General features: G+C 43.5%; 23 protein-coding genes. 21 read left to right on the top strand and 2 right to left on the bottom strand.

Annotation, left to right across the window (positions count from 1 at the left end):
* Positions 1-32 precede the first annotated feature (32 nt).
* Entirely contained in the window at positions 33-974 is a 942-nt protein-coding gene (locus tag CARFE_RS0103370; RefSeq protein ID WP_028051742.1) for a ribose-phosphate diphosphokinase, read from the top strand.
* On the opposite strand, the gene CARFE_RS0103365 is transcribed toward CARFE_RS0103370, so the two are convergent.
* Positions 971-1,534: a PRC-barrel domain-containing protein gene (locus CARFE_RS0103365; protein ID WP_084138742.1), complete on the bottom strand. Its 564-nt coding sequence runs from the start codon at positions 1,532-1,534 to the stop codon at positions 971-973. The genes CARFE_RS0103370 and CARFE_RS0103365 overlap by 4 nt on opposite strands.
* Before the next feature lie 119 nt (positions 1,535-1,653).
* On the opposite strand from CARFE_RS0103365, the gene CARFE_RS0103360 reads away from it, so the two are divergent.
* The 6 genes from CARFE_RS0103360 to spoVT all read left to right on the top strand — a co-directional run bounded on the left by CARFE_RS0103360 (position 1,654) and on the right by spoVT (position 8,589).
* Complete coding sequence (locus tag CARFE_RS0103360; protein WP_011343143.1) at positions 1,654-2,247, top strand: 50S ribosomal protein L25; 594 nt, start codon at positions 1,654-1,656, stop codon at positions 2,245-2,247.
* 22 nt (positions 2,248-2,269) lie between these two features.
* Positions 2,270-2,833 (top strand): aminoacyl-tRNA hydrolase, encoded by a 564-nt coding sequence (pth, locus tag CARFE_RS0103355; RefSeq protein ID WP_028051740.1) that lies wholly within the window; start codon positions 2,270-2,272, stop codon positions 2,831-2,833.
* A gap of 11 nt (positions 2,834-2,844) precedes the next feature.
* The gene (locus CARFE_RS0103350) at positions 2,845-3,225 is read left to right on the top strand and encodes a hypothetical protein (RefSeq protein WP_028051739.1); all 381 of its coding nucleotides are present in this window, start codon (positions 2,845-2,847) and stop codon (positions 3,223-3,225) included.
* 171 nt (positions 3,226-3,396) lie between these two features.
* A complete protein-coding gene (gene mfd, locus CARFE_RS0103340) occupies positions 3,397-6,879 on the top strand; it encodes a transcription-repair coupling factor (RefSeq protein ID WP_051250135.1) in 3,483 nt (1,160 codons plus the stop codon).
* A 58-nt stretch (positions 6,880-6,937) separates the two neighbouring features.
* Positions 6,938-7,951, top strand: a complete 1,014-nt coding sequence (locus CARFE_RS0103335; protein ID WP_028051737.1) for a peptidylprolyl isomerase — start codon at positions 6,938-6,940, stop codon at positions 7,949-7,951.
* A gap of 77 nt (positions 7,952-8,028) precedes the next feature.
* Positions 8,029-8,589 carry a stage V sporulation protein T gene (spoVT, locus tag CARFE_RS0103330; protein ID WP_028051736.1) on the top strand — a complete coding sequence of 187 codons (561 nt, stop codon included), beginning with the start codon at positions 8,029-8,031 and terminating at the stop codon, positions 8,587-8,589.
* A gap of 55 nt (positions 8,590-8,644) precedes the next feature.
* Here the strand turns inward: spoVT and CARFE_RS15480 are convergent, their stop codons facing one another.
* Complete coding sequence (locus CARFE_RS15480; RefSeq protein ID WP_011343151.1) at positions 8,645-9,457, bottom strand: transposase; 813 nt, start codon at positions 9,455-9,457, stop codon at positions 8,645-8,647.
* 127 nt (positions 9,458-9,584) lie between these two features.
* Here CARFE_RS15480 and yabN point away from each other — a divergent pair, with 127 nt between their 5' ends.
* The 14 genes from yabN to CARFE_RS0103255 all read left to right on the top strand — a co-directional run bounded on the left by yabN (position 9,585) and on the right by CARFE_RS0103255 (position 23,330).
* The gene (gene yabN, locus CARFE_RS0103320) at positions 9,585-11,024 is read left to right on the top strand and encodes a bifunctional methyltransferase/pyrophosphohydrolase YabN (protein WP_084138740.1); all 1,440 of its coding nucleotides are present in this window, start codon (positions 9,585-9,587) and stop codon (positions 11,022-11,024) included.
* 107 nt (positions 11,025-11,131) lie between these two features.
* Positions 11,132-11,401 (top strand): HU family DNA-binding protein, encoded by a 270-nt coding sequence (locus tag CARFE_RS0103315; RefSeq protein WP_011343153.1) that lies wholly within the window; start codon positions 11,132-11,134, stop codon positions 11,399-11,401.
* Between the two features lie 97 nt (positions 11,402-11,498).
* Positions 11,499-12,437, top strand: a complete 939-nt coding sequence (locus CARFE_RS0103310) for a SpoIID/LytB domain-containing protein (RefSeq protein WP_028051734.1) — start codon at positions 11,499-11,501, stop codon at positions 12,435-12,437.
* A gap of 68 nt (positions 12,438-12,505) precedes the next feature.
* A complete protein-coding gene (yabP, locus tag CARFE_RS0103305; RefSeq protein WP_011343155.1) occupies positions 12,506-12,784 on the top strand; it encodes a sporulation protein YabP in 279 nt (92 codons plus the stop codon).
* Entirely contained in the window at positions 12,763-13,086 is a 324-nt protein-coding gene (gene yabQ, locus CARFE_RS0103300; RefSeq protein WP_011343156.1) for a spore cortex biosynthesis protein YabQ, read from the top strand. The genes yabP and yabQ overlap by 22 nt, the downstream gene beginning before the upstream one ends.
* 113 nt (positions 13,087-13,199) lie before the next feature.
* Positions 13,200-13,433 carry an RNA polymerase sigma factor gene (locus CARFE_RS0103295; protein ID WP_028051733.1) on the top strand — a complete coding sequence of 78 codons (234 nt, stop codon included), beginning with the start codon at positions 13,200-13,202 and terminating at the stop codon, positions 13,431-13,433.
* Positions 13,433-13,756, top strand: coding sequence for an FtsB family cell division protein (locus CARFE_RS0103290; protein WP_028051732.1), 324 nt, complete (start codon positions 13,433-13,435; stop codon positions 13,754-13,756). The genes CARFE_RS0103295 and CARFE_RS0103290 overlap by 1 nt, the downstream gene beginning before the upstream one ends.
* Positions 13,740-14,627 carry a Ppx/GppA phosphatase family protein gene (locus CARFE_RS0103285; protein ID WP_034541528.1) on the top strand — a complete coding sequence of 296 codons (888 nt, stop codon included), beginning with the start codon at positions 13,740-13,742 and terminating at the stop codon, positions 14,625-14,627. The genes CARFE_RS0103290 and CARFE_RS0103285 overlap by 17 nt, the downstream gene beginning before the upstream one ends.
* Before the next feature lie 68 nt (positions 14,628-14,695).
* Positions 14,696-17,095, top strand: coding sequence for a stage II sporulation protein E (gene spoIIE, locus CARFE_RS0103280; protein WP_028051730.1), 2,400 nt, complete (start codon positions 14,696-14,698; stop codon positions 17,093-17,095).
* Positions 17,085-18,425 (top strand): tRNA lysidine(34) synthetase TilS, encoded by a 1,341-nt coding sequence (tilS, locus tag CARFE_RS0103275; RefSeq protein WP_028051729.1) that lies wholly within the window; start codon positions 17,085-17,087, stop codon positions 18,423-18,425. Before spoIIE ends, tilS begins: the two co-directional genes overlap by 11 nt.
* A 57-nt stretch (positions 18,426-18,482) precedes the next feature.
* Entirely contained in the window at positions 18,483-20,342 is a 1,860-nt protein-coding gene (ftsH, locus tag CARFE_RS0103270) for an ATP-dependent zinc metalloprotease FtsH (RefSeq protein WP_028051728.1), read from the top strand.
* A gap of 65 nt (positions 20,343-20,407) precedes the next feature.
* Complete coding sequence (ndk, locus tag CARFE_RS0103265; protein ID WP_028051727.1) at positions 20,408-20,857, top strand: nucleoside-diphosphate kinase; 450 nt, start codon at positions 20,408-20,410, stop codon at positions 20,855-20,857.
* A gap of 139 nt (positions 20,858-20,996) precedes the next feature.
* Positions 20,997-22,103, top strand: coding sequence for a methyl-accepting chemotaxis protein (locus CARFE_RS14105; protein ID WP_034541526.1), 1,107 nt, complete (start codon positions 20,997-20,999; stop codon positions 22,101-22,103).
* A gap of 120 nt (positions 22,104-22,223) precedes the next feature.
* Entirely contained in the window at positions 22,224-23,330 is a 1,107-nt protein-coding gene (locus CARFE_RS0103255) for a methyl-accepting chemotaxis protein (protein WP_084138736.1), read from the top strand.
* Positions 23,331-23,339: the final 9 nt, after the last annotated feature.

Raw genomic sequence — 23,339 nt, 5'->3', positions numbered from 1 at the left:
TAACATGGATTAAAGTAAATGGAGGTTTAAAAATGAGCCGCTATGATTTGAAAATTTTTTCCGGCAATGCCAATCCAGATTTAGCTCGGGAAATTGCTTCTTTTTTGGGAGTGGAAGTTGGTGATGCCCGGGTTTCCCGCTTTTCCGATGGGGAAATTCAGGTAAAAATAAATGAAAGCGTCCGGGGGGCGGATGTATTTATAATCCAGCCAACCTGTACACCGGTTAATGAAAATTTAATGGAGCTGTTGATCTTAATAGATGCGATTAGAAGGGCTTCGGCACGCAGGATTACAGCCGTTTTGCCGTATTTTGGTTACGCCCGGCAGGACCGGAAAACGAGAGCCCGGGATCCGATTACGGCAAAATTGGTATCCAATTTAATAACCGTAAGCGGGGCGCGCCGGGTGATTGCCATGGATCTGCATGCCGGACAAATTCAGGGCTTTTTTGATATACCGGTTGATCACCTGGTGGGCGTACCGATTTTAGCCAAGTATTTTAATGAAAAAGGTTTGGAAAATAAGGTGGTGGTTTCTCCCGATTTAGGCGGGGTAACCCGGGCCCGGGATTTGGCCGAGCGGATTGGGGCGCCAATTGCTATTATCGATAAACGCCGCCCGGAACCCAATGTAGCGGAAGTAATGAATATCATTGGAGATATTGAAGGGAAAACGGTGATTATGATCGATGATATTATCGATACCGCCGGTACCATTACCCAGGGAGCTCAGGCTCTTATCGAACGGGGAGCTAAAGAAGTATACGTATGCTGTACCCATCCTATTTTATCCGGTCCGGCGGTGGACCGGCTGGCCAACGCTCCCATTAAGGAAGTAGTTGTAACCAATACAATACCTCTTCCACCAGAAAAGAAACTGCCCAAAATTAAAGTGTTATCGGTAGCACCCCTAATGGGTGAAGCGATCCGGCGAATTCATGAAGATTTATCGGTAAGTGAGCTATTTGTTTAATCGTCCTGCTTTTTGATTATTGCCTTGCCCCACCGGGCAAGGTTTTCTTTTATTTTGGAAAAAGTGTGGCTAATTTTTCCCGGAATGTAGGTAAGGGCTTCTCTTCCTTCCCTCTTGACAACAACGGCATCTTTGCCGATAGTTAATATATAGGAGCTTTCTAAATGGTAACTGCGACCAAGACGCATTAAACCCGGGGCGATGATTATTTCGGTAATATCTCCGGTAGAAAGTTCAAAGGTAAAGTTTACCATTTGGCCCAGGTAACTTCCGTCTTCCGCAATGACTTTTTGGCCAAAGAGCCGGGGACCTTTTTTCCATAGTTCCACAAGCCCGGAAGACTGGTCGGGTTTTTTTAAAGCATCTTTACTTTTAATGAGGACTACCTTTTCACTTAATGCTTTTATTTCGTTAAAAGGCAGGAGTTTTATCCCCGGTAAAAAATTGCGACTGACCACTAATAGACCTGCAACTTTTCGCTCATAAGGCTCCACTAATAGCTCTTTTACTGTTCCGGTGATAATACCGTCGTAGGCGGTAATTACCGGAAGCCCTTGGATAAGCCGTGCATTCCCAAAATACCACCTCCCGGTCCCTCTTTAAGTTACATTTATTCCCAGTTCATGTTTTTTAGAACTAAAATTCGGGAATACTTTGTAAGTAAGGAGGGATGTAAAAGGTGGAAAAAATTACTGCGAGTGTACGGTTGAAGAAAACCCGGGGAGAACGGAACCGGCTTTTAAAAGAAGGCAAAGTGCCCGGAGTAATGTACGGGAAAAACATTGAGCCGGTGGCGGTGGCTGTTAATGCTCGGGAACTTGAGAGTTTGGTAGAGCGGGGCTTAAAATTATTTGAGCTTTCCGTGGAAGGAAAAACCCAGAGGGTACTGGTTAAAGAGCTACAACACCATCCGGTGACCGGGAAGCTAATCCATGTGGATTTTCAGGTGGTAGAAAGCGGCCGGAAGATCCGGCAACTGGTGCCGGTGGAGCTTTATGGGGAACCGGCAGGGGTTAAAGCCGGTGGTATCTTGGAGCATGGTCTTTCGGAAGTTACGGTGGAGTGCCTGCCAGAGGATCTACCGGAGTTTATTGAAGCGGATGTTTCAAAACTTGAGGTTGGCGATTGTCTGAGGGTAAAAGATTTGGAGCTACCTCCGGGTGTACGCGTCATTGAGGACCCGGAAAGCATCATTGCGTTAATATCTGCTCCCAGGGATTATGTTGAAGAGGAAGAGGAAACAACTACCTCCGCCCCGGAAGCTACAGCTTAAAATTTTCGTAGGGAGAGGAAAAATGTTTATCATAGCAGGATTGGGGAACCCCGGACAGGAATATGAAAATACCCGGCATAATGCCGGGTTTATGGTTGTAGATGAGTTAGCTAAAAAACATGGAATATTAATAACCAAAAGAAAATTTAAAAGCCTTGTCGGTGAAGGGGAAATTTTAGGGGTAAAAGTTTTATTGCTTAAACCTCAAACCTATATGAATTTAAGCGGGACAGCAGTCCAGGAGGCGGTTTCTTTTTACAAACTCCCTTTGTCCCGCTTAGTTGTTGTTTATGATGATTTAGACTTGCCTTTAGGGAAAATTCGTCTTCGTTTAAAAGGGAGTGCCGGCGGTCATCGGGGAATGGGGTCTATTATTAGTTGTCTGGGAAGTGAGGAAATACCCCGATTAAAAATTGGGATTGGTCGACCGGCGGTGGGAGATGTTAAGGATTATGTTTTACAGCCCTTTACCGGTGCCGAGAGGGAGATTTTAGAGCCTATCCTTAAACTGGCGGCGGAAGCCATAACCGTAGCTCTAACGGAAGGATTTAATAAAGCAATGACTGACTTTAACCGGGGAGGTTAATAATTTACAAGGTGGCTTCTTTTTTTTATGGTTTTTTGGCAGCGGTGCTGGCTTATGGGGTAAATAAACTTTTAGTGCGCTTGCTAACAAAGGAGAAGGTAGCGTTAGTAGCTCCTTCTATCGAAGAATGTCTAAAAACTTTTTTGGGGCTCCTTGGTCAGGGAAACATCGTTTTTACCCATTTCGCTTTTGGTTTTGCCGAAGGCTTGTACGACTTAATAACCGCCCGCCAGAAGTATCTGGCGTTTTTTCTGAGTATCGTTACCCATACCGTTTTTGGTATTATTACTTTAAGTATAACTGAAAAATTTACCCTTTTTTTAGGTATAAGTACCGCCGCTCTGGGCCATACTTTGTATAACCTGATAGTTTTAAAAATGGCCCGGAGGTAAGCGATGATTATCCATGTTTGTGACTTTTGCCAAAAAACCTACTTCTTCAAAGGAAGTTCCACAAAAATTTCTTACATACGGGGGATCTGTCCCGATTGCCAGGAGGAGCTTTTTTTTGAAGAAAAATCGTATTTTGGCCGACCAGTTATTCATTAAAACGGAGGATGTAGTGTGAGTAAAAATATTTTTTCTTTAATGCAGGAAAATTCAGAATTTAAGCGCCTTTTGGAAGGGATAAATAAAAAACGGATTCAGTTAATTTACGGTTCTTACGGCACTGCCCGGACCTTTTTAATGGCAACTGTTGCCAAAGCCTTAAACCGTCCTCTTTTGGTGATTACCGAGAATGAACAGGTGGCCCGGGAAATTGCCGAAGATTTGGAGTTTTTCCTGGGCGATAAAACTTCCCGCTTTTTTTACCGGGAGGGTTTTTTATTTGACCTGACCGTGCGGGAAGGGGGCGAGTTAAAGGCTTCGAGAATTGAGCTATTAAAAAGGCTGTCCCGGGGAGAAAAGCCGCATACGGTCGTAAACTACGAAGCTTTAACCCGGAAATACCCGCCGTTGCAGAGCTTTGCCCGCTGGAAAAGGGAGCTCAGGGTTGGAGATGTGGTTGAGCTTGAGGAATTGATCCGGTATTTAAGCCAGATCGGTTATGAACGGGTGGACCAGGTAGAAGCGCCGGGACAGTTCAGCCAGCGGGGTGGAATTGTAGATGTTTATGTTCCCGGTGAGGTGCCTTTCAGGGCGGAGTTTTTTGGCGATGAAATTGATTCCCTGCGGGCTTTGGATGTTGAAAGCCAGCGTTCCCAGGCCAATTTAAACGAAGTGGTTATTTATCCTGCCGAGGTAGCTGTTGCCGAAGAAGACCTGCTTTTAGAGGTAAAACAAAAAATTAGTGCAGATATTGAACAACAAGTTAAAAAATTAATTCAGCAAAATAAACGGGAAGCTGCAGGTAGATTAAAAGAAAAAGGAGCCGAGGTTTTAAATATTCTGGGAAAAAGCGAGGTAATTGAAAAGCTATTGCCGTACTTTTGGAGCGGTGTTTCGCTTCTGGATTATTTTGGCGACGAATATCTTGTTTTTTTAGATGAGCCGGGGAGATTTGGCGAGCAAATTAATAGTTTGGAGAAACTGCGCCGGGAAAGTTTTACCGAAGCGCTTAGTGGCGGCTATACTTTACCAAAGCAAGCCGAGGTTTTTTACGAAGAAGAGCAGCTAATGGCTCTTCTACGAGAAAGAATTGCGGTGATAACTTCTCTTTTACCCAAAACTCCGCGTTTTATCGGAGATTACGACCCCCATAATTTTGCGGGAAGAAAGCCACCAAACTATTTAGGAAAGGAAAAGCTATTTTTTGAAGATATAAAAAACTTTCTTGCCAATAATTATCGCATTTTTATCTTAAGAGGACGGGAAGAAGCGGCGGTAGCGTTAAAAAATGAGCTTTTAAAAAGAAATTTTCCGGCAAGCTTCGTTGAAAAATTTGAGGTAGAGATAGCCCCCCGGGAAATAAAAATTGGCCTTGGCGTTCTTAATTCTGGCTTTGAATTTCCCCAGCAAAAGCTTTTGGTTTACACCGATGTAGAACTGGCGGGAAGGGTGGTAAAAGCAAGGGTTACAAAAGCGGTTTTAGGGGAAAGGACTGAGGAGCCGTTTTCCCCAGGTGATTATGTAGTGCATCCGGTCCACGGAATTGGCAGGTACCTGGGGATAAAGCCGGTAGAAGTTGGCGGAAACGTCAAGGACTACCTGGTTATTGCTTACCAGGGGGAAGATAGGCTTTACGTACCTCCGGAACAGGTAGGAAACCTCCAAAAATACGTGGGCGTTGACGGCGAGCCGCCAAAACTTTCCCGCCTTGGTGGCAGCGACTGGCAGAGGGTTAAAAATCGGGTGAAAGCCGCGGTCAGGGAAATGGCCGAAGGTTTGTTGGAGCTTTATGCCAAGAGAATGGCCAAGCCGGGTTTTGCTTTTTCGCCCGATACCGTCTGGCAAAAGGAATTTGAAGAGCGCTTTCCCTATGAAGAAACCCCCGACCAGCTCAAAGCCATTGAAGAGGTAAAAAGAGACATGGAAAAACCGAAGGTGATGGACCGGCTTTTATGCGGTGATGTCGGGTACGGTAAGACCGAAGTAGCTTTAAGGGCAGCTTTTAAGGCCGTAATGGATGGGAAGCAGGTGGCGGTCTTAACTCCTACTACTTTACTGGCGCAGCAGCATTACAATACTTTTAAGGAGCGTTTTTCCGGTTATCCTGTCGAAATTCGCCTTTTAAGCCGTTTTCAGACAGCCCGGGAGCAAAAGGAAATAATTAAAGAACTGAAAAGAGGGAAAGTGGACATTGTTATTGGAACCCACCGCTTGCTCCAGGACGACGTTCAGTTTTACGATTTGGGCCTGATGATTGTGGATGAGGAGCAGCGCTTTGGAGTGGCCCAAAAAGAACGGTTAAAAATTTTAACGGAAACGGTAGATGTTTTAACCCTGACGGCAACTCCGATACCGCGGACGCTCCACATGGCTTTAATGGGCATAAGGGATTTAAGTGTTTTAAATACCCCACCGGAGAACCGTTTTCCGGTGCAAACCTATGTCCTGGAAGAAGACCCTTTTATCATCAGGGATGCCATTCGCCGGGAACTGGGGCGCGGGGGCCAGGTGTTTTTTGTCCATAATCGGGTTTCCGATATTGATGAAGTAGCTGCCTGGGTTCAGTCTTTAGTGCCCGAAGCAAAGGTGGCAGTGGCCCACGGGCAAATGAAAGAAGAACAGTTAGAAAGGGTAATGTTGGAATTTATTTCCGGTAAGTACGATGTCCTGGTTTCCACGACGATAATCGAAACGGGAATTGACCTTCCTAATGTTAATACTTTGATTATTAAAAATGCCGACCGTTTTGGACTAGCCCAGCTTTACCAGCTCCGGGGCCGGGTAGGGCGGAGTAACCGAATTGCTTATGCTTACTTGATGTACGAAAAGGATAAGGTGTTAAGAGAAGCGGCCGAAAAGCGTTTAGCCGCGATTAAAGAGTTTACGGAGTTTGGTTCGGGCTTAAAACTTGCCATGCGGGACCTGGAAATTCGCGGTGCGGGAAACCTGTTAGGGCCGGAGCAGCACGGGCATATTGCGGCGGTAGGCTTTGATATGTATATGAAGCTTTTGCAGGAAACGGTGGCGGAGTTAAAGGGGCAGGTAACTTCCGAGGAAGTGGAGCCGCAGCTCGAATTAAACTTAACTGCCTATATTCCCGAAAGCTATATTCCCGATGAAAAACAAAAAATTGAAATGTACCGCAGACTTTCGCGGACGCGCAACTTAGAGGATTTAGAAGATGTGGTGGATGAATTAATTGACCGTTTTGGCGAAATTCCTCCGGAAGTGGAAAACCTGATTCGGCTAATTAAAATAAAAATTGTGGCTTCTAAACTAAAAGTTAAAGGAATTTTCCAGACCGACGAAGAGCTGAAAATTCAGTTCTTTCCCAATCCCGAAATTACTGCCGAAAAGCTTTCACGAATTTCCGGTCAGTTTAAGGGCAGGGTCATATTTGGTATGAACCCCGATCTGGAAATTCGTGTCCGGACGAAGGGAAAAATGGGCCAAGAAATTTTTTCAATTTTAGAAAGGATATTCGGGCAGTTAAGTTGAATATATAAACGGTAAAATTTTTTACAAATTAGTTATTGTGTAGAGAGGAGAGACAGTAATGAAAAAAATTACAAGAGTTGTTGCCGTACTTTTAACCTTTGTCCTGGCCTTAATCGTTGCGGGTTGTGGGGATTACGTGGCCAAAGTGAATGGAAAAACTATTTCCAAAAAAGATTTCGACCGGCGGTTTGCCCAGGTACAGGCTGACATGAAGCTAAGAGGAGTGGATTTAACCTCCACCGAGGGGCAGAAGATGCTTCAGAGCTTAAAGCAGCAGACTCTGGACCAGATGATCAATGAAATTCTAATTTCCGAGTATGGAAAGGAAAAGAAAATTGAACCGACAAAAGACGAAATTACCAATAAAATTAATGAAATTCGGGCCCAGTTCCCATCACCCCAGGATTTTGAAAAAGCTTTAAAAGACCGGAATATAACCGACAAAGATTTGCAAGAAATGGTTCGGGTGCAACTAATAAATGACAAAATTTACAACGAAGTAACCAAAGGGATTACCGTATCCGAACAGGAAGTTAAGGAGTATTATGAAAAACATAAAAACGAGCCGGATTTTCAATCACCGGAGCAGCGGCAGGTAAGGCATATTTTAATTGCGGTTAACGATGGAAATGCTCAAAACAATCCCCATTTTAACATCAATGTCAAAAGAACCGATGCGGAAGCCAAAAAGCTTGCCGAGGAGTTAATAAAACAAATAAAAGCCGGAAAGGATTTTGCTACCCTGGCTAAAGAAAAATCCGATGATCCTGGAGTAAAAGAAAATGGGGGGCAGTATACCTTCAGCCGGGGGGAGATGGTAAAGGAGTTTGAAGATGCTGCCTTTGCCTTGAAAAAACCCGGTGATATTACCGAAACTCCCGTAAAAACTGCTTTCGGTTATCACATCATTAAACTGGAAAAAATTATCCCGGCAAGACAAAAAATTTACGAAGAGGTTAAAGAACAGCTGAAAAACTACCTTTTAGAGAAAAAGAAACGCGAAGCTTATAATAAATTCCTCGAAGACTTAAAGAAGAAAGCCAAGATTGAAACTAAGCTTTCTTTCAAGTAAAAACTTAACAAAAAAGTATAAACCCCTCCTTAAGGTAAAATACTAACATTACCAAACCACTTAAGGAGGGAATTTTTATGAAAGCAACGGGTATTGTGCGGCGAATTGATGATCTGGGGCGGGTAGTAATTCCCAAGGAGATAAGAAGAACGTTACGGATAAGAGAGGGGGACCCTCTGGAAATTTTTGTTGACCGGGACGGAGAGGTGATTTTAAAAAAATACTCGCCAATTGGTGAGCTGGGGGATTTTGCTAAAGAATACGCCGAATCCCTTCATGAATCTTTAGGTCATATTGCCTTTATTGCCGACCGTGATACGATAATAGCGGTGGCTGGAGCCCCGAAAAAAGAGTTTCTCAATAAGCCCATTGGTCCGGCGGTAGAGCGGGCCATGAATGAAAGAAAAACCGTGGTGATAACCGCCACCGGGGAACACGAGTACTGTAAGGAATGTATTACCGCCGAAGAGGGCAAGTGCCTGTTTACTTCGGAAATTATCGCGCCGATTATTGCTGAAGGAGACCCCATCGGGGCTGTAATCATTGCCAGCCGGGAGCCGGGAGTGAAGTTCGGAACTTTGGAGCAAAAAATGGCGGAAACCGCTGCTCATTTTCTCGCCAAACAAATGGAACAGTAACCTCCAGGGACGGTTCTGACAGCGTACATATTGAACGCCGTTCAGAACCGTTTATTTATTTTTTCCTGTTTTTCCGAATTGTTCGAAGAAAACTATTATAACTTTTACCCAAAAATTCGGCGGTTTGTTTTAGTTCAATGTTATATTGTTCTTTAGCTCGAAGGGCTAATTCAACCTGTGCATTTACTACCGGGCGCTTATATTCATCGGTTAACAATTCGGTATAAGAAAGATTTAACTCACTGCAAATTTTTTTGGCTAAATACTGTAAATGAAAGTACCTTATACTTCCATCCAAATCTTCCGGCCAGAATTCCTCTTTAACTAAACTTTCAACTAAAAAATTGGTAATTGGTTGCAAGTCTTCTAAGCCGTTGGGGCAAATTTGCGTAAAAAGGGAAAAATCCATAAAAGGCAAAGCTTTTTGAGGATTTAAGAAATAATAGAAACTACTCCATGGGTATGAAGATAAACTTAAGACCAGGCCTGCCCGTAAAGGATTTAACAGAACATAACGAAAAGCTTCCCAGAGATAATCATCCGATTCTATCAGATAAGATTTAAACCGATCCTCAAAAACGTGACCGGTTTTTTGGTATTTTCGGTTAAAATAAATGGCGTAGGTGGTAAGGACCGGTTGAAAGTACTTAGATAATGGTTCGTCAGTGGCCTGGGCTAAAATGTGAAAGTGGTTGGACATTAAAGTAAAGGCAAATATTTTAAGCGGCTTTTTTTCCCAGTTTTTTTGCAAAAGAAAAAGAAAGAAGTTGTAGTCTTTTTCTTCCAAGAAAATTTTTTCTTTTTTGTTTCCCCGGGCAATGATATGATAAATACTGCCGGGAAGAAAAAAGCGTTTTTGTCGAGGCATTATTTTCCCCCTCAGAATTGTTTGTCTAAAATATACATAATTTCCACAAATAACGTCAATAGGAAAAGGAAGAGTTGGGGAAGAAAAGCACTTTTTTTGAACCGTTTCTGGAGGAGGTGGTGGGAAAATGGTGGTTGACAGAACCGTCCCTGGAGTGATCTATGTGGTGGGGTTGGGGCCGGGGAGTATGGATTACCTACCCTTGAAGGCGTACCGGCTCTTGAAAGCGGGGATGAAGGTTTTTTTCCGGACGGAAAAAGCAGCACCTCCGGAACTGTTAAGGGAAATCACCTGGCAGAGCTTTGACCATTTATATGAAGAGTTTTCTACCTTTGAGGAAGTTTACCGGGAAATTGTTAAAGTACTTCTTAGAGAAAGGCAAAAGGGCGATCTTGTTTATGCGGTGCCGGGGAACCCGCTGGTGGCGGAAAAAACCGTAGAGCTTTTACTTGAGCAGCACGAGGTACCGGTGGAAGTGGTAACGGCGCCGGGGGCGTTAGAGCTTGCCCTAACTTCCCTGAAAATAGACCCTGCTAAAGACCCTTATAAAGTCCTGGATGCTTTAACCGTAACGGCTTGGGATTTTTCCAAAAGTGCTACTAACATTATTTTTCAGGTGTACGACCGTTTAATTGCCGGAAATCTCAAAATTTTGTTGATGGAGAGGTATCCCGATGATTATCCGGTCCTGGTATTACGAGATCTGGGGCTGCCGGAAGAAAAGGTTGAAAAAGTTCCTTTATTTGAGTTGGACCGCCGGGAGTTTGATCACAAAGTGCTGGTGGTGGTTCCCAAAATGCGGGAGGAAATATTTTCGGTTGAAAAGCTTGGAGAAATCATGGAAGTTTTAAGGGGGGAGCAGGGGTGCCCCTGGGACCGGGAGCAGACGCACCGTTCGCGTTTGCCTTATGTTTTAGAAGAAGCGTATGAAGTGGCCGAAGCAATCGAGGAGGAGGACCCGGAAAAGCTAAAAGAAGAGCTGGGCGATTTACTTTTGCAGGTGGTTTTTCATGCCCAGATTGCCCGGGAAGAAGGGGAGTTTACTTTTAAAGAGGTAGTTGAAGGGATTTGTGAGAAACTTATTCGCCGGCACCCTCACGTTTTTGCCTCGGTGGAAGTTGATGATAGCGAGGAAGTAAAAATTAACTGGGAAATGATTAAACAGCAGGAAAAAGGGAAAAAATCGGTAATAGAGGGAGTGGCCAAAACTCTTCCGGCCCTAAAAAAAGCGCAAAAAGTAGGAGAAAAGGCGGCCAAGGTTGGTTTTGACTGGGAAAAGGCGGAGGAGGTTTTTGCCAAGATTGAAGAAGAGTTAGAGGAACTAAGAGCAAGTTTAAAGGAGGGGACCAGCCGGCAGGAAGAGGAACTGGGAGATTTGTTATTTTCGGTGGTAAATCTTGCCCGAAAATTGGGGTTGGAGGCAGAAGAGGCGCTAAATAAAACCACTTCTAAATTCGTAAAAAGATTTATGAAAATGGAAGAAATGGTTAAAGAAAGGGGCCAAAACCTCCAGGATTTAACTCTAAGTGAGTTGGATGAGCTATGGAATAAAGCAAAAAATCATTAAAAAAATAAGATTTTTTTTGATAGTTTGCAGGAAAATGAAGGATTGTAGCGAATTAAGTAAAACGATAATTTAAGTACATAAAAAATTTTTTCAAGGAGGGAATATAAGTGAACAAAGCTGAATTAGTAAGTGTAATTGCTGAGAAGGCCGAAATGACTAAAAAGGATGCGGAAAAAGCCTTAAATGCGGTTTTAGCAGCAATTGAAGAAGCTTTGAAAAAAGGTGAAAAAGTACAGTTGGTCGGTTTTGGTACTTTTGAAGTAAGAGAAAGAGCCGCACGGAAGGGTAGAAACCCGCAAACCGGTCAGGAAATCGAAATTCCCGCTTCCAAAGTTCCGGTATTTAAGCCCGGCAAGCTTTTAAAAGAAAAAATTTAATAAAAAAGCCAGGTGCCTAAAGCATCTGGCTTTTTTCTGTGTTTGCATAACCCTTCCTCTTTTTGGGCAAAATAACCAAAAATTGAGGAGGGGTTTTATGCGCCTTGGGAAAAGTCTTTTAGCCTTGATGGTAATGTTTGTTCTCATAATTTACGGTTGCACTCCCGCAAGAAAGCCTTTAGCCCTCAAAAAATATAGAACCGAACCCACCGTTACAGTTTACTTCAATGAGACCGGGGAAAAAAAGAAGATGAGATTGGAAGAATACGTCCTGGGAGTTGTAGCGGCGGAAATGGAACCGGATTGGCCGGTTAATGCTTTAGCGGCGCAGGCAATTTTAGCTCGAACTTTTGCCCTGGAGAATATTGAAAGTGGAAAGGTGAGAAAGCTTCACGGTACCGATGTTTCCACCGATATCGAAGAGAGCCAGGCGTATGACCCGAAAAAAATTACGGAAAATGTAAAGAAAGCGGTGCAAATGACCCGGGGTCAAGTGGTACTTTACAAGGGGCATTTTATCAAAGCCTGGTTTAATGCCTGCGACGGTGGGATTTCGGCTTCGGCCAGGGAAGGATTAAGTTATACCAAAACTCCTACTCCCTACGTCAAAGAGTTAGTGAAAGATGGCTGTCTTAAAGTTACCATTCCGGAAAACCGCCACTGGCGGGTAGAGATACCTTGGGAGGAGATTCGAAAGGTGTTAAAAACAAATTATAAAACCGATCCAGGCCCTAACCCTGCGGTAAAGGTATTAGCCCGGGGTAAAAGCGGGCGAGTGTTAACCCTGCGGGTTGGAACGGCCACCGTTGGAGCGCCGGCTTTGAGATTAGCCCTTGGACCGGAAAAAATGCGTTCCACATTGTTAACGAAAATTTTTGTGGAAAACGGTAAGCTAATCATGGAGGGAAAAGGCTTTGGCCATGGTGTCGGCCTTTGCCAGTGGGGGGCCAATAAAATGGCCCGGGAAGGTAAGTCACCGGAAGAAATCATCAGGTTTTATTTTAAAGATATTGAAATTAAAAAACTCTGGCGGTAGGAAGTTATGCGGGCATAATTCCCTTTATGCCCGCATAATTATTTTGTAAGGTCGAAAGGGGGGGAAGTATGGACGAGGCTACTTTGCATAAAGTAGAAATTTATGACCGCAAAACCGTTAAGCTTTCAGGAATAAAGCAGGTTTTAAGCTTTAATGACCAGGAGATCCTGGTTGAAAGTGTCCAGGGATTTGTGGTTCTTAAGGGAGAAAGCCTTTTTATTACCGGACTGAATCTGGAGGCAGGAACTTTGATAGTTGAAGGGTTTTTAAAGGAATTTACCTATCCGGAAGAGGGTGTAAAGGCTAAAGAAAGGGGTAAGAAGGTTTGGGAGCGCCTATTTCGGTAGCAGGACAAATTAGAGAAGTTATTTTGTTTTTGGTGGCCGTGGCCTTGGGTTTGACATTTTGCGGCCTTTATTTTTTGGAAAACCTTATTTTAAAGCGAAAGTTTAGACGCAGGAAGAAATTTTTTCCCTATTTTGTAGCGGATATTCTTTATTTTACCGCAGTAGGAGGCTTAATTTTGGGGTATTTTCTCTTTTTCAGTCAGGGAGAGGTGAGGAGTTACGGCTTTTTGGGAATAATTACCGGAATAGTTTTATATTATTTTATTTTAAATAAAAACACCAGTTCGAAAGGAAAAACGTAAATTAGCACGAATAAATTTAGTAAGATTTTGTCCACATTTTGTCCATAACTTGTCCAAAGTTTGTCCACAATTGTTAATAAACTGTGGATAAGTTGTAAATAAGGTGAAGATAAATGCAGATTGAAATTCGAGGGGCAGAAAAATTAAGCTTTCGCGAACGGCAAGTGGTAGTGCTAAAAGAAATGGGTTACACCAACGAACAGGTTGCCAAAAAATTAAAAATTAATGTGAGTTCCGTTGCCACCCTTTATAATCGTGCCAAAAGCAAAGGCTACCAGGTAGTGATAGTAATTCCAGGGGATCATCTGAGACTTTTTGATCCCGGGGATGAAGGGGAGGAAGAATAATGCCGCGGTATTATGCCGGTTACAATAAAAGAAATAAGAAAAAAAACTTTTGGTCGGCGGTATTTTTGGCGTTTCTTTTATACATAATGGTGAGCTTTGGTTTTGAGGTTTACAAACTTTACATTATGCACCGGGAAGTTAAAGCTCTATCGGCAGAGGTTTATGAGCTAAAAGCGGATAATGAGAAGCTGTTAGAAGATATTAAGAGGCTAAAAAATAACTCGTACTTTGAAACTCGCGCCAGGGAGATGGGGTTTGTAAAACCTGGAGAAAAAGTAATTGTAATTGAAAAGAAGGGAAATAAAGATGCCAGCAGTGATTGATATCGGAACAAATTCGGTACGGGTTTTAGTTGGTTCTTTTAACAATGGTAAATTTTACGAAGAGTACCGGGACTTGAGGACCACCCGTATTGGCCAAGGGATAAACTCGGGGTATTTAAAAGAAGAGGCGATGGAGCGAACCTTGAGGGTGGTTGTAGAATTTGTTGAAAAAGCCCGGGAATTTACTGATGAGATAGTGATTTTTGCCACCAGTGCGGTGCGCGATGCTAAAAATCAAAGGGAGTTTGTGGATAAAATAAAAAGCGCAACCGGTATAACCCTTGAGGTTTTAACGGGCGAGGAGGAAGCTTATTATTCTTATCAGGGAGTAAAGCTATCATTACCTTATTTAAACGAACCTGCGGTTATCGATTTGGGCGGCGGGAGTATTGAGTTTATTTGGCAGGAACGGGGGAAAACCTTATTTCAAAGTGTCCCAGTTGGGGCAGTAAGATTAATGGAGGCTGTAGACAAGGAGGGTTTGCTGAAACTTTTACGGGATTTTGTCGGGAAAATAACTCCCTATTTTCATGAACCGGTGGTGGCGGTTGGTGGTACCGCTACAACTTTAGCAGCAATTGACCTGAAGTTAGAAAAATACGATCCCCGCAAAGTGGAGGGGCATACTATTGAATTACCGCGGCTTAGAGAAATCCATAATTATTTAGAAAGTTTACCCTTACCCGAACGCCAAAAGGTACCGGGACTTTTACCCGAGCGAGCAGATATTATCGTTTATGGCTGTAAAATATTAATTGAAGTTCTAACCACCGCCCGGCTTTCCGGGCTAATTGTGGGCGAAGGGGACCTGCTATTAGGAAAACTTAAAGAAATGACGGTGTCGAAAGAAAATAAAGGGCCAAAACTTTAAAATGACAAAAATTTCCTCCTTGCAAGGCTATAATAACCATTAGAAGCCTTGAAAAAGGAGGATTTTTTTTGGAAACCAAGATCTATCCCTTTGCCCGTAGAAAGAGTAATGTAAAAGCCCCGGAGGTTAAAAGGCCGCTTAAAAAATTGAAACTTGGTGACATAATTTTTCCGGTTTTAGCCTTTTCTTTGGGAAGAGCTTCGCTGGCGGGAGACCTTTATCCCTTTGGGCCGGCATTTTTAGGAGCGGCGGTCGCTTATCTGGGACTGGGGGAAGCTTTTTTTCTATTTGTTTTCCTTTTATTAGGACAAATCTTTATTATACCCGAGCGTTATATAATTTATAAGTTTTCGCAGCTTTTGGTACTGTTTATTTTAGCGGGAATACTTCTTAAAAACTTAAATTTCAAGAAAAAGACCGTTGTTTTACCGCTGGTGGTTTTTTGCGTTGTTGCTTTTTTTGGCGTATATTTTGATAAAGCCTTTTCCGGCACCCCTTTGGATTTTATCAAAATTGGCCTTGATGCTTCTTTTTCAGCAATTTTAAGTGTGGTATTTTTCCTGGCTTTTCCGGCTTTAAAAGGCGGCCCGGGTAAAATTGTAACCGGCGAAGAACTGTTGCCTTTAATGTTTGTAATTGGCTCGGCTTTGATAGGCTTTCCCGGGTTTTTCCTTGGTCCCTTAGAAGTTAAACAAACCATTATTCATCTTACAGTGCTTCTTACCGCCTTTTCCGGTGGCCCGGGCCTTGGAGCGGCCGGTGGGGCGGTTTTAGGGGTAATATTATGTTTTGGTAACGGCCTTCCTTTAGAAAATATAGGAATCTACACCTTTGCCGGTTTACTTTCCGGCATCTTTCGCCAGTTCGGTAAAATTGGTGCTTTAATTGGTTTTTTGTTAGCAGATGTGGTGTTGGCTTTTTACTTGCAAAGCCTTTCAGCGGCCAAAGGGCTTGCCTACCAAATGCTGGCTGCTTCCGGAATATTTTTACTCATACCTAACCGGTACCTTGACGGATTAAAGGAAATGCTGGACAGCGTTACCAGGAAATTTCAGTTGTTTATGAACCAGCCCCGGGAAATTGCCCGGGAAAGGATGAATGAATGCCGGGAACTGTTTTTGGACCTGGGAAATTCTTTTTTAGAACTGTCAGCAACGTTAGGGCCGGAAGTAATTCCGGAGTTTCGGATAGAAGAGGTAGTGGAGCGCTTTCCCAAGGATACCTGCCAGAATTGCACTTTTACCCGGCTTTGCTGGGAGCGAGAGTTTTTTGGAACTTACCATGCGCTACTGGAAATGCTAACAATCCTGGAAAATAAGGGGCAATTATTTAAATCGGATGTTCCGGGGTTTTTTTACAAGCGCTGTCTTAGAATCCAGGAATTTTTAAACGAGCTTCTTTTTACCTTCATCATGGAAAAAGAAAAAAGTCGCTGGCAGAAAAAACTTTATGAAGAAGAGCAGCTGACCAAAAGCCAGCTCAAGGGTGTGGGAGAAATCTTTTTGGAATTAAATAAGGCTTTGGATCTGGATTTTGTTTATGATCAAAAAAATACGGTAAAAATTTTTAAAAGACTTTGGGAAGAAAACCTACCGGTGGAAACGGTTCTGGCCAAACCCACCGGTGGAAGGGGGATGGTCGTAGAAGTTAAATCTGTCAGGTGTTCCGGAACCAAGCCTTGCCTGAACAAAATTCCGGTAATCTTACGGGAAGAAACCGGAGGAGAGTTTGTTCTTCAACAAAAACGGTGTGGTCAGACCGATGGAGGAGAATGTCATTTAAATTACTTGCCTATGGAAGATTTAGAGGGTAGAATTGGTATAGGAATGGCGGGAAAAACCGGAGAAAAGGTGTCGGGCGATAGTTACCGGGTGGTGCGATACTCCCCGGGAAAACTGGCGGTAATGCTGTCCGATGGCATGGGCAGCGGGGAGCTGGCCCGCAGGGAGAGCAGTGCCTGCCTGTTAATGGTCGAAAGACTTTTATCCTTTGGTTTAAGTCCGCCGAAAGCGCTAGAAGCGGTAGATGCCCTGATCCGTTTAAAAAACCGGCAGGAACGGTACTTAACTTTAGATCTTGCTTTGATTGATTTAATAAGTCGTCAGGTAACTTTTTATAAACGGGGAGCGGTTACCTCCTTTTTAAAAAGAGGGGCGGCAGTTGAAAAAATTACCGGGGAAAATTTACCCCTGGGGAGTGGAATTGAGCTTAAGCACAGGGAAAAACGGCAAATATTATTTCCCGGAGATGTTTTAGTGCTGATGAGCGATGGGCTTTTAGAAGCTTTAGGGGGAGAAGAGCGGGTGGTAAAAATTCTTTTGGAAGACAATGATTTATCCCCCGAGATTTTAGCCGAATATTTCCTTGCCCATGCCAAATTACGCCACCAGAATGTCATTACCGATGACCAGACAGTAATTGTGGTTCGTTTCTTTGAAAAGACAAGGAGTGAACGGGTTGTACGCTAAGTTTGTTAAAACCGTACAAAAATATCAGATGATTAATCCCGGAGAGAAAGTAGTGGTAGGGGTATCGGGTGGCCCCGACTCCATGGCTCTCCTTTTTTGTTTGCTCAAATACCGGGAAGAAGTGGATTTTTCCCTTGAGGTTGTTCATGTAAATCACGGTTTAAGGGGAAGGGAAAGCGATTTAGATGAGGAGTTGGTCCTGGATTTTACCCGAAAATACGGCATAAATTTTCATGTAAAAAAGCTTGATGATTTAAAAGATTTGCGGGAAAATTTACAGGCGGTAGCCCGGCAAAAACGGTATGAATTTTTTTATGAAGTTTTGGAAAAAACAGGAGCGGATAAAATAGCGTTAGCTCATACCGCTTCGGATGTAGCAGAGACGGTGATGATGAATATTTTGCGGGGAGCGGGAACGGAGGGGCTCTGTGGAATTTGGCCGGTGCGGGATAGGATTATTAGACCATTATATACGGTTTTTCGCCGGGAAGTGATGAGTTTTGTTGAACGGAAGAATATACCCTACCGGGTTGATTCTTCCAACCTTGTGCCCAAGTATTTGCGTAATAAAGTACGTTTAAAGCTTTTTCCGTTTATAAATGAAGAGTTTGCAACCGATATCGAAGAGCGGCTTTTTAATCTTGCCCTGATTAAACAGGAAGAAAACCAGGTGCTTGATAATTACTTAAATAAACTGTGGCAAGAAGCTTTTGTTAAAGAAGGCCAGTACTTAAAGGTACCGGTGCTGCAAAACCTTTCCAGGGCGGAAGCTGGACTTTTGTTGCGCAAGTTTTGGGAACAGGCAACAGGCAGTAAAAGGGATTTATACCAGGAGCACATTGAAAATTTACTGGCCTTTTGTAACGATATAAAAGGGACCCGCTATTTCCTCTTGCCCCGGGGGATGCGGGCCAAGCTATCCTACGGAAAACTTTTTCTTGAAAAAAATCTTTGGCAACCAAAGGTTAGCTTTGGATATGAATTGATTCCTCCGGGAAGTTTAGAAATTCCCGAAGCGGGGAAAAAGATTACCTTAACTCCGGCTTTTAATGGTAAATTTGATTTATTTCTTGCCAAAAGTAGCGGTGTAATCGTCAGAAATCGCCGTCCTGGCGATCGATTTACCTTCAGGGGGCACACCAAAAAATTAAAAGAATGGTTGATAGAACAAAAAATACCCAGGGATATAAGGGATCGTTTACTAATTATTGAAGTAAACGGTCAAATTGCCTGGGTAGAAGGATTGGGGACCGGGGATTTATTTAAAAACAGTGAGGATTCTGACCTTATTCCCTTTGCGGTAAACCTTGAATTATTGAAAAGTTGTTGAAATTATGATAAAATTTTGTAGCATAATGATGGAAAGCTGTGAGAGGAGTGCTCAACTTTGAATAAAGTATTAAAAAATTTAGCAATTTATTTGTTGATTGTTTTGGTTGCAGTAATGCTCATAAACTATTCCCGGCCGTCGGCAACTTCTATTCGCGATTTGAAATATGATGAGTTTTATAGCCTTTTGGAAAAAGGGCAGGTAGCGTCGGTAGCGATTCAGACGGACCGGACAATTAATGAAATTTCAGGGGTTTTAAGGGATGGAACCAGGTTTAAAACCCGGGGGCCCCTGGAAGATGCTGAACTTTATAAAGATCTAAAAAAGATGAATGTTACGGTAGAAATTATGCCGCCGAAAGAACCGGCCTTTTGGGCCAACCTTTTAAGTTCCCTGTTACCGGTCCTTTTAATGGTGGGTTTGTTCTTTTTCTTTATGCAACAGGCCCAGGGCGGGGGTAACCGGGTGATGTCCTTCGGCAAAAGCCGGGCCAAGCTGCATACCGATGAGAAAAAACGGGTTACCTTTGCCGATGTGGCTGGGATTGATGAAGTAAAGGAAGAATTGGCGGAAATCGTCGAGTTTTTGAAAAACCCCCGGAAGTATAACGAATTAGGAGCCAGAATTCCCAAGGGCGTTCTCCTTTTTGGCCAACCGGGTACCGGGAAAACTTTGCTGGCCCGGGCAATAGCCGGTGAAGCGGGGGTGCCGTTTTTTAGCATTAGCGGCTCCGATTTTGTGGAGATGTTTGTAGGGGTTGGTGCTTCCCGGGTCAGGGATCTTTTTGAGCAGGCCAAGAAAAATGCTCCCTGCATTGTTTTTATTGATGAGATTGATGCTGTTGGTCGGCAGCGGGGAGCGGGGTTAGGTGGCGGTCACGACGAACGGGAGCAAACCTTAAACCAGCTGTTGGTGGAAATGGACGGCTTTAATTCCAACGAAGGAATTATCATTATTGCCGCTACCAACCGACCGGACATTTTAGATCCAGCCCTTTTGCGGCCGGGACGTTTCGACCGACACATAGTGGTGGATACTCCGGATATTAACGGTCGCAAGGAAATCTTAAAAGTTCACGTTAAAGGGAAACCGCTGGGAGATGATGTGGATTTGGATGTTCTGGCCCGGCGTACCCCAGGTTTTACCGGTGCTGATTTAGCAAATATGGTAAACGAAGCGGCTCTGCTTGCTGCTCGCCGCAATAAGAAAGTTATTAACATGGAAGAGATGGAAGAAGCAATTGAAAGGGTTATTGCCGGTCCGGAAAAGAAAAGCAAGGTCATTTCCGAACGGGAGAAGCGGCTTGTAGCTTACCATGAGGCGGGCCATGCCATGGTCGGTTACCTCCTTCCCCATACCGACCCGGTCCACAAGATTTCCATTATTCCCCGGGGACGGGCCGGGGGCTATACTTTACTGTTACCCGAAGAAGACCGCTCATATATGACTAAATCACAGCTTCTCGATGAAATTACCATGCTTTTGGGAGGTCGGGTAGCGGAGGCGCTGGTTTTGGAAGATATCAGTACCGGAGCCAGAAACGACTTAGAGCGGGCTACCGAAACTGCCCGGCGCATGGTTATGGAATACGGAATGAGCGAAGAATTGGGCCCTCTGACCTTTGGTAAAGGTACCGAAGCGGTGTTTTTAGGCCGGGATTTGGCCCGGGATAGAAATTATTCCGAAGAAATAGCCTATACCATTGATAAAGAAGTAAGAAAAATTATTGATAGCTGTTATAGCCGGGCGGAGGAGATTTTAAAGAAAAATATTAATGTGCTTCACCTTGTAGCGACAAAACTAATGGAAGTGGAAACGATGGAAGGGGAAGAGTTTGAAAAGTTAATGAAAGAAAATGGCTTAATCAAGCCCAGGGTAAATGGAAATAACGATTCACCTGGAGATGCTCTCCAGTAAGTAAGAAGCCTCCCGTTTTCCGGGAGGCTTTTCCAAATACAGAAAAAGGGGGAGAATATTTTCTTATGGAACGAACCTTTATCATGGTAAAACCCGATGGAGTGCAAAGGGGATTGGTCGGGGAAATTATTAGCCGTTTTGAAAAACGCGGGTTTAAATTAGTGGGATTAAAACTTATGCAAATCAGCCGGGAGCTGGCGGAAACCCACTACGGCGAACATAAGGGTAAGCCGTTTTTTGAGGGACTGGTGAACTTTATTACCTCGGGACCGGTGGTGGCCATGGTTTGGGAAGGAAAAGAGGTAATAGCCACTGCCCGGGAAATGATGGGGGCTACCAATCCCCTAAAAGCCCTGCCGGGGACTATCAGGGGTACCTACGGTATCGATGTGGGGAGAAATGTAATTCACGGCTCCGATTCACCGGAGTCGGCTGCCCGGGAAATTGCCCTTTTTTTCAAGGAAGAAGAACTTCTTAGTTACGAAAAAACTCTCGATACCTGGATTTACGAATAATACCAAAAACCCCGTCAAAATTCGGCGGGGTTTTTTCATGCTTAAAACCTTGTAAAAAGCTTTTTCTAATTTACAGTAATTTTCGAAAATAATAAAATAAAAGTTAAGCGGAAAAATATATTATCATTGGGGTGAAAAAATGAACTACAACAACTGGTTTTACTGGTTAAATCTTGTCTTAGGCGGAATAAGTGGGATAGTTTTCGGAATAATTTATAGCAATTTTCTTTTTCTTTTAATTGGCGGTATTTTGGTCATTACCAACCTTTGGGGCTATTACTTTATTTACCTTAAAGAAAAAAAAGAGTTTGCCAAAATATTAGAATTTGGTGTAGCGGCTAAAAATAAAAACTTAAGAGAATTATTAAACTATCAACCGCCGCAAAAGGGCATTCTTAATGAATTAGGAGAAACCTTTAAGTTCCTGGGGGAGCAGATCTATAATTCGGTAAAATATGCCGGAGAGGATGCCCAGACGCAGTCGGAGATTATTGAGAGTTTAACTTCGGCCTTTGAACAGGTGGCAACCGGTACTCAGCACCAGGTAGGGCAAATTCAAAACTTAACGCTATCTTTAGAAAAACTAGCGAAGGAGATTAATGAGGTGGCTAAGTTAGCCGCTAATACCGAACAGCTTGCCCAAAGAGCCCGCGAGCTTACCCAAAAAGGAGTCAAACAAAGCGAAGTAGCTGGGCAGGAAATGGAGAGCATAAGTCAAAGTATTAATGATTTAGAAAAAAATTCTGCTAACATAGCTGCTATCTTAGAAGTGATCAATGAAATTGCCGATCAAACATCGCTTTTGGCTTTAAATGCAGCAATTGAAGCGGCTCGAGCTGGAGAGGCAGGAAGAGGTTTTGCGGTCGTTGCTGATGAGGTAAGAAAACTTGCCGATAAATCCAGGGAATCGGTTATGAAGATTGAGGAAATTATTAAAGATGTACAGGGCAAGACTAAAGTGGCAGTAAACAATACTAAAAACGGTGTTGCTGCTATTACCAGTTTAAGCCAGGCGTTTAATGAAATAAATACTCATGTCCAAGAAATGACTGAATATATGGCTCAAGTTTCCGAAAAAACCGAAATCCAAGCTGCTGCTAGCGAGGAAGTATCGGGGGCAGCCCAGACCATAGCTGCGGTCATTGAAGAAATTTCCGCCAGCACCCAGGAAATAGCTGCAACTTCTAAAAAACTTACCGAGATTAATGCGGCTTTAAAGGAACATGTGGCCAGCCATATTTTATAAAGGTTAAAACCCAGCACCTTTAGGGATGGTATCCAAACCCTAAAGGTGTTTTTTTAATCTACAATTTACAACGATTAAGAAGAGTTGGTAAAATAAAAGAAACAAAAATGAGGTGGAAAGATGAAGATGAAAATATATAACTGGTACCAGTGGTTAAACGTACTTTTAGGTCTTACCGGGATTGGGGCGGGAGTTATTACCGAAAATATTTTGGCACTGGTCCTCGGCATCGGGTTAGGCCTAACTACCATAGCTAATTATTTCATATATTTAAAGGAAAATGAGGAAAGGAAAAGGCTTTTACGATTGGGAGAAGCGGTAAAAAACCGGAACCTTAAAGAACTTGTGGAGTATACACCGCCGCCAAAAGGCAGCTTTAAAGAACTGGGAGAAACCTTTAAGTTTCTCGGAAAGGTGGTTTATAACTCCATAAAATTTGCGGGAAAAGATGCCAAAACTCAAGGGGAAATCATTGAAAGCCTGACCGCTGCTCTGGAACAGGTAGCCACAGGAACCCAGCATCAGGTAGGGCAAATTCAAAATTTAACCCTTTCTTTAGAAAAGCTCGCCCAGGAAATTAACGAAGTAGCCAGGTTTGCTCTTGCGACGGAAAACCTGGCGCGAAAAACGCGCGAGCTTACCCAAAATGGAGTAGTACAAAGTGAAACTGCCCAACGGGAAATGGAGAGCATCAAGCAGAGCATTAACGAGTTAGAGAAAAATTCAGCCAGCATTGCCGCAATCTTAGAGGTGATAAACGAAATAGCCGACCAAACTTCACTTTTGGCGTTAAATGCGGCGATTGAAGCTGCCCTGGCCGGGGAAGCCGGGCGCGGTTTTGCGGTAGTTGCCGAGGAGGTGCGCAAACTTGCCGATAAATCCCGGGAGTCTGTGAAAAAAATTGAGGAAATTGTGAAAGATGTCCAGTTCAAAACCAGTACTGCGGTTACCATGACGCAAAACGGAGTAATGGCCCTTGCAAGACTGAGTCAAGCCTTTAGTGAGATTAACGCTAATGTTGAAGAGGTAGTGAGCCATATGGCAACGGTTTCCGAGAAAACCGGGATTCAAGCTGCGGCCAGCGAGGAAGTGTCAGGGGCGGCTCAAGCTATTGCTGCAGTTATTGAAGAGATTTCCGCAAGTACTCAGGAACTAGCGGCTACCTCGCAAAAACTTAAGGAAATAACCGACGGTTTAAAGAAACGGGTTGCCAGTTACCAGCTTTAAAAAGCCATG

The sequence above is a fragment of the Carboxydothermus ferrireducens DSM 11255 genome (assembly GCF_000427565.1).
Taxonomy (GTDB): Bacteria; Bacillota; Z-2901; order Carboxydothermales; family Carboxydothermaceae; genus Carboxydothermus; species Carboxydothermus hydrogenoformans.
Note: the sequence above shows the minus strand (reverse complement) of the source record. Positions and strands in the feature narration are given on the sequence as shown.